Consider the following 14,611-nt stretch of genomic DNA (forward strand, 5'->3'; position numbering starts at 1 on the left):
CTTAGTGTTTATCCAAGCCGAGCGCGGTTCTCAATTGACCCAAAGCATTGAGGTCCCCCTGACGACTGGCAGCTGTCAGGGCCTGGGTCGGAGCATGGATCAGTCTGTTGGTCAGGCGGTTAGCCAGTTCCAGCAGCACCTGCTCTGTGTCTGCTCCCTGCGCCAACTTGTTCATAGCCCGTTCAACCAGCTCATCTTTAATCGCCATGCTCTGGGTACGATATTCGCGAATGCTGTCGACCGATTCCAGTGAACGAACCCACTCCATAAACTGGTGTGAATGCTCTTCGGCAATGACTTCCGCTTGCTCGGCGGCCTCTCTACGGGAGGCCATATTCTGTTCGATTATGCTTTGCAGATCATCGACCGTGTAGAGGAAGGCATCGTCCAAATCACCGACTTCTGCCTCAATATCACGGGGAACCGCTATATCAACCAATAACATAGGTTGATGGCGGCGCTGCTTCAGCGCTTTTTCTACCATGCCCTTGCCCAGAATAGGCAGCGGACTGGCGGTAGAGGATATCACGATATCGGCCTTGGGGAGAAAATCTGGTATCTGCTCCAGGGTAATCGCCTGGGCATTAAACTCTTCGCACATCGCTTCGGCGCGGGAAATAGTACGGTTGGCCACCACCATGCTGGTCACACCGTTTTCCTTCAGATGGCGGGCAACCAGTTCTATAGTTTCACCCGCACCTATAAGCAGTACCTTGGTAGTCGCCAGAGAGGAGAAGATATGTTTGGCCATGCTGACGGCGGCAAAGGCTACCGAAACCGCCGCAGTACCGATTTCCGTTTCGGTGCGCACCTTCTTCGCCACGGCAAAAGTATTTTGGAACAGGCGATCCAGTGTCAGTGCCACAGTGCCGGATTCCTTGGCCTTGGCAAACGCCTGTTTGACCTGACCTAGGATCTGCGGCTCGCCCAGCACCAGAGAGTCGAGCCCGGATGCGACCCGCATCAGGTGTTGCACCGCGGGTTGACCACAGTGTTGGTAAAGGCAAGGGGCCACCTCTTCATGGCTCAGGCCATGATAGTCTTCCAACCAACGCACCACCTGCTCGGCATTTTCTGTATTGCAGTAAAGCTCGGTACGGTTACAGGTGGAAACGATGACGGCTTCCCCGCTCTGGGTCTCCTTGGCCAAGCTACGCATGGCGTCATGGATCTTATCCGGGGCAAAGGCAACTTTCTCACGCAGGTCAACAGTGGCGGTTTTATGGTTTATACCAATTGCTACAAGGCTCATCTGAACTCGTTCTGGACTCTTGGCGTCGCTGTAGGATGCGGCCATTCTACTGAATTGGCCACCTTAAAAACAGAATACGCTTAACAAAACCGAATAAAGGTCTAACTTCTCAACCAATTTATCAATTAAGCTGAACAGGTGCTGGCAAAAGCCACAAGGGCGACACCACAGGGTTCGACGCTTATTGGTATTCTGCCAAAGCCCTCGTATCATAGGCGGCCTACACAGTGAACAACAGATGATTATTTTGAAGTACTTCACAAAAACCTGTTTTACACCGCTGTCGGCACTGCGCTTGTGGTTGCCCTTGTTGCTGCTTGGCCTACTCAGCGCCTGTAGCAGCCTGCCCGATGCCCGCTGGCAGGCAACTCAAGTTCAGCACGCAGAACAAGCCAAGGCCTGGGAGCTGAAAGGCAAGCTGGCGGTAAAGACGCCTGAGGAAAAATTCAGCACCAATCTTTATTGGCTGCATACTCCAACGACAGAAGAGCTGAGACTCACCACCATGTTGGGCACCAGTGTGATGCTGCTGAAAAGCGGCCCGGACGGCGCCTTTTTGGAGCTGGACGGCGAAGTCTACCGCAACCGAGACCCGCAGCGTTTACTCGATGGCCTCAGCAATTGGAGCATTCCCCTTAACGCCCTGCCCCGCTGGGTGCTTGGCCTCAGCGCCGCCGACACTGAACTCCTGCTCACAGGCAATGATGGCAAGCCTCAGAGCCTGGAAGACGGCAGCGTTAGCCCTCCGTGGCAGGTGAAGTATCTCAGCTGGCAGCAACAAAGCGGTGCCGATATCCCGCGCCTTCTAAAACTCAATCGCGGCGCACTCGAACTCAAGATCCAGTTAACCGAGTGGCAGGCACTCGAAGCCGAGCCGAAACTCACCACCAAGGAAAGTCAACAGCCATGAGCCTCGACCACCCAACTCTCCAGCCCAATAGCCTTTCACTTGGCTGGCCGGCCCCGGCCAAGCTGAATCTGTTTTTGCACATCAATGGCCGCCGCCAAGACGGCTACCATGAACTACAGACCCTGTTTCAGTTTCTCGACCATGGCGACCTGTTGGACTTTAAAGTCACCGCCAATGGCGAACTCAAGCTGCACTCCAATTTGGGCGCCGCTGTCCCGGATAGCGATAACTTAATTCTCAAGGCCGCAAAATCATTGCAGCAAGCCAGCGGCTGCGAACTGGGGGCCGAGATCTGGCTCGACAAGAAACTGCCCATGGGCGGCGGTCTGGGAGGCGGTTCATCGGATGCAGCCACGACTCTGGTGGCCCTCAATGCCCTGTGGCAAACCGGCCTGAGCGAAGCGGAACTTGAACAAATTGGTTTAAAACTCGGCGCAGATGTCCCTGTGTTCATTAAGGGCGTGGCGGCCTTTGCCGAAGGGGTAGGCGAAAAACTTCAGCCGGTGAAACCGGCCGAACCTTGGTATCTGGTATTGGTTCCCGAGGCCCACGTTTCCACTGAAAAAGTGTTCCATGATCCTGATTTACCGAGGGATACTCCCAAGCTCTCACTGGAAGAACTGCTGAGCGCCCCCTGGCAAAACGATTGTCAGGAACTGGTATGTCGCCATTACCCTCAAGTTGCCAAGGCCTTGGGCTGGCTGCTAGAATATGCGCCGTCCAGAATGACCGGAACCGGTGCCTGCGTGTTCGGGGAGTTCGAAAAACAGCAACAAGCTCTCGATTGTCTGGCAAAGCTGCCGTCATCATTCAAAGGCTTTGTTGCCAAAGGGATAAATAGATCGCCGCTTCAGAGTCGACTGGCTCGCCTCTGAACAGTTTCTTCCGGGATAAAGCGCTGCAACCGTTTTATCCCAGCCACTAAAATAAAGCAAACGCCTGAGGTTCTTACAGTGCCCGACATCAAGCTCTTTGCTGGGAACGCTACCCCCAGTCTCGCCAAAAAGATAGCAGACCGTCTTTTTTGTAAACTCGGAGACGCAGAGGTAGGCCGTTTCAGCGATGGTGAAATCAGTGTCCAGATAAACGAAAATGTACGTGGTGCTGATGTGTTTATCATTCAGTCCACCTGCGCACCAACCAACGACAACCTGATGGAGTTGATCGTAATGGTTGATGCCCTGCGCCGCGCGTCAGCCGGCCGTATCACAGCCGTTATCCCTTACTTTGGTTATGCCCGTCAGGACCGCCGTGTCCGCAGCGCCCGTGTACCCATTACCGCCAAAGTGGTTGCCGATTTCCTCTCCAGCGTGGGTGTCGACAGAGTACTGACCTGTGACCTGCACGCCGAGCAGATCCAGGGCTTCTTCGATGTACCGGTAGACAACGTCTTCGGTAGCCCTGTGCTGCTTGAAGATATGCTGGCCAAGAAGCTGGATAACCCGGTTGTTGTTTCCCCCGATATCGGTGGTGTTGTTCGCGCCCGCGCCGTAGCCAAACTGCTCGACGACTCAGATCTGGCGATCATCGACAAGCGTCGCCCACAGGCCAACGTGGCTCAGGTAATGCACATCATAGGTGACGTTCAAGGCCGTGACTGCATCATAGTTGATGACATGATCGACACAGGTGGCACTCTGTGTAAGGCTGCTGAAGCCCTGAAAGAACACGGCGCCAACCGCGTCTTTGCTTATGCGACCCACCCGGTATTCTCCGGCAATGCCGCCAGCAACATAGTAAATTCAGTGATTGATGAAGTCATAGTCACTGACACTGTGCCTTTGAGCCCAGAAATGCTCAAGACAGGCAAAGTGAGCCAGCTGACCATGTCAGCGGTACTGGCCGAGGCTATCCGCCGCGTCAGCAATGAAGAATCTATCTCTGCCATGTTCCAGCACTAAGCGAACCTGAGCAGTTAACAAGAAACGCACCTTAGGGTGCGTTTTTTATGCTTGATATCTGGGTTGCCATAATGTGGCCCATCAGCTGCGGGGTGCTCTCGCACAGGCGATCCTGTGACACGGCGTGAATATGTCCCTGTAGCCTCGACGAAAACATCCTTGTTTTCGACGGTCACAGTTCCGCCTGTGCCTGGAAATGAGGTGTATGTCTGCAGAACTCTCAAATATTTCAAGCTACTCCATTGTCACAGAATTGCACCGACTCCCGCTCGAAGCGGCCGCAGGGCGTTGATGACAATCGCGTAGCGAGGCATGGCCGTTCACGGGCGTCCTGCCCTTCACGGCATTGGGACTCCTGTCCGGCAGATGCCCATTCTGCGCCAGTTAATCAGGGGCGAGTGTCGCCTAGCGACGAGCTAACGAGCGCGAAACAGGGTGTTGAGCTGGGCCAGAGTCACATGGATGTGACTCTGAGCGTCTGGCGCGATAGCGAATTGGCATCATAAGCACAAGGGGTTTTCCGCTGCGTCGCGGGTCGCTGGGGGGTTGGAAAGGGGGCGAGTCGATACAGCCCCCTTTTCTCGGGTGTGGGGCGAAGCTCCACGACTTTAGGCCACTGGCACAGTGGCTAGCATTGCTTTAAGCCTTAAATCCCTCGTCAATACTTGCCAGGCTTTTAACCACATGTGTAACCCATCACCTGCGGTGCACCTTTTGCACAGGCGGTCCTGTGACTCGCTGTAAACCCATCCCTGGGCGATCGACGAAAACGTCCCTGTTTTCGACGGTCACAGTTCCGCCTGTGCCTGGAAATGAGGTGTATGTCTGTGGGCATATAAACAATTTCAAGCAACTCTATTCTTGAAGAATTGCACCAATCCCCCCTCGGAGTCGCCGAAAGCTGTTGGTAACACTCAATACCATTCTGAAAAATCGAACCCAAGGGGCGAAAGCTATCACAATTAGCGAAATAATTATTGACGGAATGCCACAGTCACTTGTTAGTTGCCCCAGCCTAACGCTAGTGCTAACATTTGTACACACAATAAATTAGGGGTTACTCATGGACACTAGAATTCAATTTCGTGTTGATGACGAAATTAAACGCTTAGCTCAACAAATGGCAGAGAGCCAAGGACGCACGCTTAGTGACGCTTGCCGTGAGCTTACTGAGCAAATGGCTGAGCAACAAAGAAAAGTGTTATCTCACGACAATTGGTTAACTGAACAAGTAAACCTAGCATTTGAGAAGCTTGACTCAGGAAAAGCTTCATTTGTTGATCATGACTCAGCAAAAGCAAAAATGGCTGAACGAAAAGCTAAGATTCGTAACCGAGGTCAACAATGATTTTATGGGAAGAAGAATCGCTAAATGATCGTGAGAAGATCTTTGAGTTTCTTTATGACTTCAACCCTGACGCGGCAGATAAAACTGACGAAATCATCGAAGCTAAAGTAGAGAATTTACTTAAGCAACCACTGATGGGGGTTCAACGTGATGGTATTCGAGGACGATTGCTAATTATCCCCGAAATCTCAATGATTGTTTCCTACTGGGTTGAAGGCTTAGTAATTCGTATAATGCGAGTTCTACACCAGAAGCAGAAATTCCCTACCGACTGATTGTAGTCGGTGAGCAAACTAACGCTCAAAGCAGCGTCCAGCCCCGCAGGGGCGATGCTACCTTTGCTTGTTAGTTGCTTATTGTACATAGCTAAGATTACCGTCAACAAAGCCGACAGCAAAAGCTTTTGCCGCCTTTAACTTATGCGCATTTTTTGAACTGGACTGAATATAGTGCTTTGCCATTGCAAGAATATTTTCTTGTGCCTCCTCCCATGAGCTACCGAAGATTGAATTAGAAACAGATATTACTCGGTTTTCAGGTACCCAATCTTCGTTGCATGCCCAATCTTCATCTTCAAGGTCGAACTCACTGGAACCAACTATTTCAATACTAAAAGGAAACTCATATATGTTGATATTGAAAGCAACAATTTTAGTAGGAAGTTCCTCGTTCAACAGCCTGTCAATCCAATCAATAAAATCCTTCTCACTTTGAAGCATTCTCGAATCTCCCTTTGGCAACTAGACATGGCCAAAATGGAGACATCCATAATGACCAAAATGGAGTTTCTTATATTGTTCCTTATATTTTAGATGATAGTTTTTGCTGAAGAAAAAAATCAAGCCACCCACTATAAAACAATAACTTAATCTTCTTTCAGTCTGCGTTCAAGCACCGTTAGGTAATTTGAGCACACTGAGGTCGAACGTTACTTTGTCGTTGCAGAAGTTTGATGAAATCGAACCGATTTCACGCAAAAATGCGAGATTTGAACCGTGTTAGCCCAACCCATGGTTCAGGGGATTTCAATGACTGTGGTTGAGATAGAGTGGGGTTCAGGCCGTTTGAAAGTACTGACAGCTGGTTGCAAAATGCCGTCGTCGCTTCTCCAAGTGTTCGCAGTAGCAGTTGAGCTCTTGCAAGGTGCCTACCGGCCCACGAAATAGTTTTCCAAATTCAGTGGTAAGCTTGAGCCAGTTCTCATGATGGATATTCAACCGCATCAGTAGCTTGGCACTCCTTTCACCTATCACGCCACGTTTATCGTCGCGAATACAACGCCCGGTATCATCCACTAATTCAAGATAATCCTTGAGCCCAAACGCAATACCATTGGGCTGGTTATCGCACTCATCGCCAATAAAGGGCAGTAGCTTGGTGGGTTGTTCGCATTTCAAAGCGGCCTGAATACGTAGCCGAATGCTGGTATGCTCTGATTGCTCAGGCGTATCGGCCATCTTGGCTCTGATGGGGTTGAGGTCAACGTAAGCCATGCAGGTTAACACCGCTGCTTCATCCAGTAAGGCTTGCGACTTAAATCTTCCTTCCCAGAATCGGCCGGTACAGTTATCTTCCTGATTGGCTTGACGCGCTATCGGTTCGTTGAGACAACGCATGAACCAACTGATGTCACATAACCTACTGCGATAAATCGCAATGGTGCGTTTCAGCCTGGGCACTTCATACGCTTCAATCAGCTCACCCTGGGTGAATTTCTGGGTTAACTCATCACCTTTGAACAGCTTATGCCATTGCTCAAGCACTTCTCTGTCTGTCCATCGGTTTGCTGTCTCTATATCGATATGCAACACCAGATGCAGATGATTACTCATGATGGCGAATGCCGCCACATCAATGGCAAAAACGGCCTCCAGTTCAAACAGTAACGATTCTACCCAACCACGGCGGTGGTCATAATTCTTGCCCGAGTAGGCATCATCACCACACAAGAAGGCACGCCGCACCACGCGGCTGCAACAGTGATAGTAAGGCGTATCTTCAAGGCTGATTTGAGTTCGGCGAGGGCGCGGCATAATAACCTCCTTGTTAAATGCTTAAACAAAGGATAGTCGGAGACTAACTACTGCGCCATTAACGCTGGGTGTCCATATTTTTTCTTAGGGGATTTCAATGACTGTGGTTGAGATAGCGTGGGGTTCAGGTCATTTGAAAGTACTGACAGCTGGTTGCAAAATGCCGTCGTCGCTTCTCCAAGTGTTCGCAGTAGCAGCTGAGCTCTTGCAAGGTGCCTACCGGCCCACGAAATAGTTTTCCAAATTCAGTGGTAAGCTTGAGCCAGTTCTCATGATGGATATTCAACCGCATCAGTAGCTTGGCACTCCTTTCACCTATCACGCCACGTTTATCGTCGCGAATACAACGCCCGGTATCATCCACTAATTCAAGATAACCCTTGAGCCCAAACGCAATACCATTGGGCTGGTTATCGCACTCATCGCCAATAAAGGGCAGTAGCTTGGTGGGTTGTTCGCATTTCAAAGCGGCCTGAATACGTAGCCGAATGCTGGTATGCTCTGATTGCTCAGGCGTATCGGCCATCTTGGCTCTGATGGGGTTGAGGTCAACGTAGGCCATGCAGGTTAACACCGCTGCTTCATCGAGTAAGGCTTGTGACTTAAATCTTCCTTCCCAGAATCGGCCTGTACAGTTATCTTCCTGATTGGCTTGACGCGCTATCGGTTCGTTGAGACAACGCATGAACCAACTGATGTCACATAACCTACTGCGATAAATCGCAATGGTGCGTTTCAGCCTGGGCACTTCATACGCTTCAATCAGCTCACCCTGGGTGAATTTGTGGGTTAACTCATCACCTTTGAACAGCTTATGCCATTGCTCAAGCACTTCTCTGTCTGTCCATCGGTTTGCTGTCTCTATATCGATATGCAACACCAGATGCAGATGATTACTCATGATGGCAAATGCCGCCACATCAATGGCAAAAACGGCCTCCAATTCAAACAGTAAAGATTCTACCCAACCACGGCGGTGGTCATAATTCTTGCCCGAGTAGGCATCATCACCACACAAGAAGGCACGCCGCACCACGCGGCTGCAACAGTGGTAGTAAGGCGTATCTTCAAGGCTGATTTGAGTTCGGCGAGGGCGCGGCATAATAACCTCCTTGTTAAATGCTTAAACAAAGGATAGTCGGAGACTAACTACTGCGCCATTAACGCTGGGTGTCCATATTTTTTATATTTTTTCAAGAGGGGATTGCTGTTGATCCCTTCTTGGTCGGGTGTGGGGCGGCGAGAGTTGCATAGCAACGTGCTTTCGAGCGAGAGCCAGGGATGGCGAACTGGCCCTTGTGCATGGATGCATTTGCTCCACGACTTTACGCCGCTGGCACAGCGGCTATCATGGCTTTAAGCCAACTCTTCACCGACCGTGAACATTCAAGAAATTTCGCTAAATTGTAAGCTGGTGTAGCATGACCTCATACACAACTTATAGAATTCATAGCAATCTCTGAGTTCAGTGCCAAGGCCTGAACTGACTAGGGTAAGAAAGTCTTTTTGATCCGCACCGCTAATACAGGACACGCTACTAAGCAACACTCTTTAGTTCGTAGTTTTCTGGACTGATATAGCCCAGAGCACTGTGCCTTCTTGTTCGATTGTAATCAACCTCGATGTATTCAAACACAGCCCGACGCATTGTTTCTCGATTCATGATTGGCTCGTATTGCACCGCTTCAACCTTCAACGAGTGGAAGAAGCTTTCGGCGCAAGCATTATCCCAACAATTCCCTTTACGGCTCATGCTTATCTTCAAACCATGCGCCAAAGCTAGGTTTCGATAAGCGTGTGAGCAGTACTGGCTGCCTCTATCGCTGTGAACGATGACTCCTGTGGGCATGCCGCGACGAAACAGTGCCATACGGAGCGCATTACAGGTTAAGTCAGCTGTCATTCGGGGGCTCATCGCCCACCCTACGACAGCGCGTGAGTAAAGGTCGATGATAACGGCCAAGTACAGCCAGCCCTCGCTGGTCATTAGGTAGGTGATGTCGCCCACCCATTTTTCATTGGGCGCCGCAGCGGTAAAGTCTCTCCCAAGCAGGTTTGGCGCCACAGGAAGGCGATGGTCGCTGTTAGTCGTCACTTTGAATTTGCGGGCTGCTTTGGGCACGAGCTGTTGCCGTCTCATGCTATCAGCAATGGTTTTTACATTGGCTCTCTCGCCGTCATCTGCCAGTTCGGCCTGAATGCGTCGGGCACCATCGCGCTGTTTGCTGGCGTCAAATGCGGCCTTGATTTTCCTATCCCTGTCATCACGTTTCAGTTGTCGTTTACCAAGCTCGGAGCTGGCGTTACGCCATGCATAATACCCACTACGCGAGACCTTGAGCACAACAGTCATACGCTTTACCGAGAAGCGATGCTGGTGCTCAAGCATGAATGCAAACCGGTTCACTTTTGATTCTTCGCGAAGTAGGTAGCCGCCTTTTTTAGAATGGCGAGGTCCTCTGCTTGCTCTGCGAGCTGGCGTTTGAGTCGCGCCACTTCGGCCGTGAGCTCAGCTTCGCGCTGACTGGTGTTCGTATTCTTCTCTGCGGCATTACGCCAGTTGTAGAGTTGGGAGTCGTATATACCCAGCTCTTTAGCGGCGGCGCTTACCCCTTTGATTTTTGCTAGCTTAAGGGCTTCAGCTTTGTACTCAGATGTATAGGTTTGTCGTTTGGTCTTTGATGTCATTGTTCACCTCGTTAAACGATTTTACTCGCTTAGCGTGGTGTCCAAAACTATCGGGGCGGATCATTTTGCAGGTAAAAAAGCAACCAAGCATAGGAATCACTTTGAAAATTAGGACAAGAGAACAGTTGGTCGATTTCGTAGACCAAGGGAATAAGGTCAAGTACATATTCTTCTGGGGACACCAGGAGAAAGGAGAACAAATTTCCAAGAGTTGTTTTAGTCAATGGTATGACGCAAAGTTTGAAGAAGAAGGCAACGTCTTCATTACTGCGGAGCATTACATGATGTATAACAAGGCAAAGCTATTTGGTGATGACATTGCATGTGAAAGAATCCTCCTTGCCACCAACCCTGGCGCAGCCAAAGCTATTGGTCGGGAAGTAGTCGGGTTCAACCAAGAAGTCTGGGATGAGAGACGCTTTGAAATAGTGCTTAATGCAAACTTAGCTAAGTTTGCTCAGCATACTGAACTAAAATCGTTTCTGCTTAATACTGGAAACCGTATCTTAGTCGAGGCTAGTCCTGTAGATAAAGTATGGGGGATAGGGCTCGCTCAAGATCATCCTGAATCTGAAATTCCCAGGAGATGGAAAGGCTTAAATCTGTTAGGGTTTGCACTCATGGAAGTTCGCGATCGGCTCAGCAAAGATCTCTGACAATCAAAAGCCAAAAGAATAACAAGCTTCAAATAGTGAATAAAAATTCATTTATTTTCTCTCCTCCTCTGGGTAGACTGAGCGCCCTCTTATCCAGATCATCATAATAAACATGCAATTAAGTCGTAGGCATTTTATTCAGGCCGGTCTAGCCGGTACCGCACTGGGGCTCAGTGGCTGCAGTAATTTCTCTCTATCTTCCCAGGAGCAGGCCCAAGCTACTGCCTCCAAGGGTCCCCTGGCGCTGAACTTCAATGAAAACCCACTGGGGATGCCAAGCAGCGCCAGAGAAGCCATTATGCAGCATATGGGCGAAGCGCACCTGTATCCCGACAGTGCCCGTCAGGCTTTGCTCAAGCGCCTGGCAAGCTACCACTGTGTCAGCCAAGAGCAGCTCATTTATGGCAATGGCTCTTCCGAAGTACTCAAGTTCGCCATAGATGCCATGGCCAGCGCTCACTGCCAGTTGGTAATGCCCAAGCCCACCTTTGACATAGTGGCCGACTATGCCAAGGCCAGAGGACTCAAGGTAACTGAAGTGCCACTGACCGCCGAGCTGCAAACCGATATCGCCGCCATGCAAGCCGCCGTGGCCGCGCACTCTGGCCCTTCCATTGTCTATCTGTGTAACCCCAACAACCCAACCGGCCTCTTGCTACCCAAGGCGCCGGTTGCGCAGTGGCTGGCCAAGGCCAGTCCCGAGCTGCAGTTTATTATTGATGAGGCCTACGGCGAGTATGCCGGTAGCGATTTCCAATCCGCGCTGCCGTTCATCCAAAATGGCCAGAAACACACAGTGCTAACCAAGACGTTCTCCAAAGCATGGGGAATGGCGGGACTAAGGGCCGGTTATGCCATTGCCGCTCCGGAAATGATAGCCGCCATGCAGGCCCAGGCGAGTTTTGACAACGCCAACCTGTTTGCCCTCTATGGGGCAGCGGCAGTGTTGGATGACAGCGCCTGGCTGGCGCAGGCCCGCAGCAACAATTTGGAGGCCGGTGCCATTATCATTGCCACGCTCAAACAGTTGGGGCTCGACTATCTGCCACTCAACGCCAGTTTTATTTTCCACCGCATCAAGGGCAATAATGAAGACTATCGCAAGCGGATGCAGCAGGCCGGCATTCTGGTGGGCCGCACCTTCCCAGGGCTTGAAGGCTGGAATCGCTTGACCTTGGGCACACCAATGCAGATGCAACAAGTTGCCAAAGAGATGCAACGCCAGCGTTTGGAAGGTTTGCTCTAATTTCTCTTTCAAGAGCTGTTTCAAGCACTCTTTCAAGTGCCTTGGCTTTTCGCTAGACTCGGACTTTCGCAGCCTTTTTCAGAAGGATTCTGATATGCAAGTCCAATCCATTCTGGGGGCGTTATTCGCCCTCGGTTTCTCCCTGTCGTTGCAAGCCGCTCCCGGCGAGCTGGTCATCAACAAAAATGCCAAGCCCAAATCCTCAAACCGCTATATCGAAGCCGTTCATCAAGAGATCCCGGTAGCGGGAGCCAGTGAGGCCCAGGTTCGTTATGCCATTCTCGAAGGAATGCTCAGCACCAAGGGCTTTGCCTGGGTATACGAGGGCGAAGATGAGGGCTATATCCTGGCCCGTTTCGACTATCGTGGCGACACTAATGTGATGCGCATTGAATACGACGCCAACTATATTCAGCTTAAATACCACGCCGCCCTGGGGGATTTTGTCTGCAAAAAGCTGATTGATGATATCTGCTACAAGAATGGCCGCGGCTATTACAACTACATCAAGAATCTGCGTTTCTCCATCGCCCAGGAGCTGAAAAAATCATGAAACGAATACTACTGCCGCTGCTGCTGAATCTGTTATGGCTGAACCCGGCTTCCGCCGAGACTGAATATCAATTGCAACGCTGGCAAAACCCAGTACCCACAGGTGGCTATGTGCAGGATATCCCCGCCATGTTGCAGCGGGCCGTTACCCGGGATAGCTGGGAACTGGAAACTGCCGCAGATGGCACCTGGCTCGCCCGGCTCAATAACTACAAGGGATACACGGTCGAAGTAGAAGTAGCACGGCAGGCACAGGAACTGCAGCTTAGCCTGCTCTCCAGTCGCTGCGATTGCAAAATGGATCAGGCCAAAATCGACAGTTGGTTAATTCGCCTCAGGCGCAATATCGCTCTCGAAGTCACCAAGGCCGCCAGAGATGAGAGTCTGCGACAGAAGCTGAAGGCCAAATATTAAGGGGATTCCCTTGATTGGCAAAGGTGCCGAAATCTTAAGTTAACAAAAACTTGCTAGTCTGTGCGCCGGAACCTTTCATGCCACACAGCACAGGCTCCAAGGTGTGACAGTTGCAGCTTAATATCATTTACCGCTTTCACTCTGCCACACTTATGCTACCTTTCAGCGACGCTATAATAAGTAAAAATATGCAGCCTATCAGGAATAACGACTGCGAAATGGATCCTCGCCTCAGAATACGAGCCGACAGCAAGCTGCCGACTAAACCTAACAAGTGGGGATCTGTTTTATGTTCTTCAATAAATCGTCCAGACATGCGCTGGAACAATGTCAATTGCAGCTGTCCAGGCAACTGGCAACAGTACAAGCCATAGAGCAGTCGCTTGCCTGTGTGGTGTTCACGCCCGACGGCACTGTGATAGAAGCCAATAGCCTGTTTGCCGAGTTGTTTGGCCTGGAACAGGAAAAGTTCAAAGGCATGCCTCACAAAAGCTTGTGTCAGGCCGATTATGCCGCCTCAACCCAATACCGCAGTTTTTGGGAGCAGCTCAGGCAGGGGAAAGCCGCTGCCGGGGTGTTTGAACGTCGCCATGCAGATGGCAGCAGCATCTATTTGCAGGCCACCTACTTCCCTGTGTTTGAGCAGGGTAAAGTCACCCGCGTCATGAAAATTGCCGCCGATGTCACCAACAGCCAAATGGAAACCGACACTCAAAAAGCAGTGGCCAACGCCCTGGATAACTCCCAGGCGATTATCGAGTTTGACCCCAAGGGCAATATCATTGAAGCCAATGCCAATTTTCTCAATGTCATGGGCTATACCCGGGCCGAACTGAAAGGACAACACCACAAGCTGTTTTGTGACGAAACCTTCTACCGGGAACACCCCCATTTTTGGGAAGAGCTCAATAAGGGCCAGTTCAAGTCCGGGCTGTTTAAACGCTTCAATAAACTGGGGCAAACCGTCTGGCTTGAGGCCAGCTATAACCCGATACACAATGCCGCCGGTAAAGTAATCAAGGTGATTAAGTTTGCCAGTGATATCACCGCCAGGATAGAAAAGTCCCAGGCGATTAAAGAAGCGACCGAAATAGCCCACAGCACGGCGCTGAATACAGGTGCCACAGTCGAGCAAGCCATAGATAGTCTCGACAGGGTAACTGTTACCTCCAACAGCATAACCTATCAGGTGCAGCAGGCCTCAGAGGCGATAACTCAACTCAATGAGCAGTCGCGCCATATTCAGGCAATTGTCTCGACCATCAGCGCCATTGCCGAGCAGACCAATCTGTTGGCGCTCAATGCCGCAATTGAAGCTGCCCGCGCCGGTGAACAGGGCCGAGGCTTTGCCGTTGTCGCCGATGAAGTCAGGCAACTGGCGGCCCGCACCAGTGAGTCCACCAAGGAGATAGGCTCTGTTGTCAGTCAAAATGGTCAGCTTACAGACAAGGCCACCCGGGAAATGGCGGCGGTGGCCGAAGCGGCCAACCAAGGTAAAATCCAACTTCAGGATGTCGCGGACCTCATGAGCGCGATTCTCGATGGTGCCCGTAATGTGGTTGATACAGTCGCGTCCCTGTCCGATGAACATCAGGGACATTGATCCGAAGG

At 50.9% G+C, this 14,611-nt stretch carries 15 protein-coding genes; 10 read left to right on the forward strand and 5 right to left on the reverse strand.

Annotated elements, in window-relative coordinates:
• Position 1 precedes the first annotated feature (1 nt).
• A complete protein-coding gene (gene hemA / locus WKR14_RS15405) occupies positions 2–1,252 on the reverse strand; it encodes a glutamyl-tRNA reductase (protein ID WP_039034337.1) in 1,251 nt (416 codons plus the stop codon).
• Between the two features lie 238 nt (positions 1,253–1,490).
• Here hemA and lolB point away from each other — a divergent pair, with 238 nt between their 5' ends.
• From lolB to WKR14_RS15430, 5 genes are all read left to right on the forward strand, one after another.
• Positions 1,491–2,162: a lipoprotein insertase outer membrane protein LolB gene (lolB, locus tag WKR14_RS15410; RefSeq protein ID WP_101056819.1), complete on the forward strand. Its 672-nt coding sequence runs from the start codon at positions 1,491–1,493 to the stop codon at positions 2,160–2,162.
• Complete coding sequence (gene ispE / locus WKR14_RS15415) at positions 2,159–3,037, forward strand: 4-(cytidine 5'-diphospho)-2-C-methyl-D-erythritol kinase (protein WP_101056817.1); 879 nt, start codon at positions 2,159–2,161, stop codon at positions 3,035–3,037. Before lolB ends, ispE begins: the two co-directional genes overlap by 4 nt.
• Before the next feature lie 78 nt (positions 3,038–3,115).
• Positions 3,116–4,063 (forward strand): ribose-phosphate pyrophosphokinase, encoded by a 948-nt coding sequence (locus tag WKR14_RS15420; protein WP_028779717.1) that lies wholly within the window; start codon positions 3,116–3,118, stop codon positions 4,061–4,063.
• Between the two features lie 1,063 nt (positions 4,064–5,126).
• A complete protein-coding gene (locus WKR14_RS15425) occupies positions 5,127–5,411 on the forward strand; it encodes a type II toxin-antitoxin system RelB/DinJ family antitoxin (RefSeq protein ID WP_226564684.1) in 285 nt (94 codons plus the stop codon).
• Positions 5,408–5,686 carry a type II toxin-antitoxin system RelE/ParE family toxin gene (locus tag WKR14_RS15430; RefSeq protein WP_339086773.1) on the forward strand — a complete coding sequence of 93 codons (279 nt, stop codon included), beginning with the start codon at positions 5,408–5,410 and terminating at the stop codon, positions 5,684–5,686. Before WKR14_RS15425 ends, WKR14_RS15430 begins: the two co-directional genes overlap by 4 nt.
• Positions 5,687–5,764: 78 nt before the next feature.
• Here WKR14_RS15430 and WKR14_RS15435 read toward each other — a convergent pair whose 3' ends face one another.
• The 4 genes from WKR14_RS15435 to WKR14_RS15450 all read right to left on the reverse strand — a co-directional run bounded on the left by WKR14_RS15435 (position 5,765) and on the right by WKR14_RS15450 (position 10,132).
• On the reverse strand, positions 5,765–6,130 hold the full coding sequence (locus tag WKR14_RS15435; protein ID WP_339086775.1) for a hypothetical protein: 366 nt from the start codon (positions 6,128–6,130) through the stop codon (positions 5,765–5,767).
• A 336-nt stretch (positions 6,131–6,466) separates the two neighbouring features.
• Positions 6,467–7,444 (reverse strand): transposase, encoded by a 978-nt coding sequence (locus tag WKR14_RS15440; RefSeq protein WP_339086777.1) that lies wholly within the window; start codon positions 7,442–7,444, stop codon positions 6,467–6,469.
• A 124-nt stretch (positions 7,445–7,568) separates the two neighbouring features.
• Positions 7,569–8,546 carry a transposase gene (locus WKR14_RS15445; RefSeq protein ID WP_339086779.1) on the reverse strand — a complete coding sequence of 326 codons (978 nt, stop codon included), beginning with the start codon at positions 8,544–8,546 and terminating at the stop codon, positions 7,569–7,571.
• 435 nt (positions 8,547–8,981) lie between these two features.
• Positions 8,982–10,132 (reverse strand): IS3 family transposase gene (locus WKR14_RS15450; RefSeq protein WP_115389451.1). Its coding sequence is split into 2 segments (ribosomal slippage): positions 8,982–9,889 and positions 9,889–10,132, totalling 1,152 coding nucleotides; the frame shifts between segments, so codons are not numbered across the junction.
• Positions 10,133–10,233: 101 nt separating this feature from the next.
• On the opposite strand from WKR14_RS15450, the gene WKR14_RS15455 reads away from it, so the two are divergent.
• From WKR14_RS15455 to WKR14_RS15475, 5 genes are all read left to right on the forward strand, one after another.
• The gene (locus WKR14_RS15455; RefSeq protein ID WP_248953160.1) at positions 10,234–10,788 is read left to right on the forward strand and encodes an NADAR family protein; all 555 of its coding nucleotides are present in this window, start codon (positions 10,234–10,236) and stop codon (positions 10,786–10,788) included.
• Between the two features lie 112 nt (positions 10,789–10,900).
• Positions 10,901–12,034: a pyridoxal phosphate-dependent aminotransferase gene (locus tag WKR14_RS15460; protein ID WP_224868060.1), complete on the forward strand. Its 1,134-nt coding sequence runs from the start codon at positions 10,901–10,903 to the stop codon at positions 12,032–12,034.
• A 94-nt stretch (positions 12,035–12,128) separates the two neighbouring features.
• On the forward strand, positions 12,129–12,587 hold the full coding sequence (locus WKR14_RS15465) for a hypothetical protein (protein ID WP_339086784.1): 459 nt from the start codon (positions 12,129–12,131) through the stop codon (positions 12,585–12,587).
• Positions 12,584–13,000 carry a hypothetical protein gene (locus WKR14_RS15470; protein ID WP_226564690.1) on the forward strand — a complete coding sequence of 139 codons (417 nt, stop codon included), beginning with the start codon at positions 12,584–12,586 and terminating at the stop codon, positions 12,998–13,000. Before WKR14_RS15465 ends, WKR14_RS15470 begins: the two co-directional genes overlap by 4 nt.
• A gap of 289 nt (positions 13,001–13,289) precedes the next feature.
• Positions 13,290–14,603 carry a PAS domain-containing methyl-accepting chemotaxis protein gene (locus WKR14_RS15475; RefSeq protein WP_339086787.1) on the forward strand — a complete coding sequence of 438 codons (1,314 nt, stop codon included), beginning with the start codon at positions 13,290–13,292 and terminating at the stop codon, positions 14,601–14,603.
• Positions 14,604–14,611 lie beyond the last annotated feature (8 nt).

It is taken from the genome of Shewanella chilikensis (assembly GCF_037953065.1).
GTDB classification, from domain to species: Bacteria; Pseudomonadota; Gammaproteobacteria; order Enterobacterales; family Shewanellaceae; genus Shewanella; species Shewanella chilikensis.

Bases quoted from the DNA above. Each gene is read 5' to 3' on its own strand.
- hemA (WP_039034337.1), bottom strand. From the start codon at position 1,252: ATGAGCCTTGTAGCAATTGGTATAAACCATAAAACCGCCACTGTTGAC.
- lolB (WP_101056819.1), top strand. From the start codon at position 1,491: ATGATTATTTTGAAGTACTTCACAAAAACCTGTTTTACACCGCTGTCG.
- ispE (WP_101056817.1), top strand. From the start codon at position 2,159: ATGAGCCTCGACCACCCAACTCTCCAGCCCAATAGCCTTTCACTTGGC.
- WKR14_RS15425 (WP_226564684.1), top strand. From the start codon at position 5,127: ATGGACACTAGAATTCAATTTCGTGTTGATGACGAAATTAAACGCTTA.
- WKR14_RS15430 (WP_339086773.1), top strand. From the start codon at position 5,408: ATGATTTTATGGGAAGAAGAATCGCTAAATGATCGTGAGAAGATCTTT.
- WKR14_RS15435 (WP_339086775.1), bottom strand. From the start codon at position 6,130: ATGCTTCAAAGTGAGAAGGATTTTATTGATTGGATTGACAGGCTGTTG.
- WKR14_RS15440 (WP_339086777.1), bottom strand. From the start codon at position 7,444: ATGCCGCGCCCTCGCCGAACTCAAATCAGCCTTGAAGATACGCCTTAC.
- WKR14_RS15445 (WP_339086779.1), bottom strand. From the start codon at position 8,546: ATGCCGCGCCCTCGCCGAACTCAAATCAGCCTTGAAGATACGCCTTAC.
- WKR14_RS15460 (WP_224868060.1), top strand. From the start codon at position 10,901: ATGCAATTAAGTCGTAGGCATTTTATTCAGGCCGGTCTAGCCGGTACC.
- WKR14_RS15465 (WP_339086784.1), top strand. From the start codon at position 12,129: ATGCAAGTCCAATCCATTCTGGGGGCGTTATTCGCCCTCGGTTTCTCC.
- WKR14_RS15470 (WP_226564690.1), top strand. From the start codon at position 12,584: ATGAAACGAATACTACTGCCGCTGCTGCTGAATCTGTTATGGCTGAAC.
- WKR14_RS15475 (WP_339086787.1), top strand. From the start codon at position 13,290: ATGTTCTTCAATAAATCGTCCAGACATGCGCTGGAACAATGTCAATTG.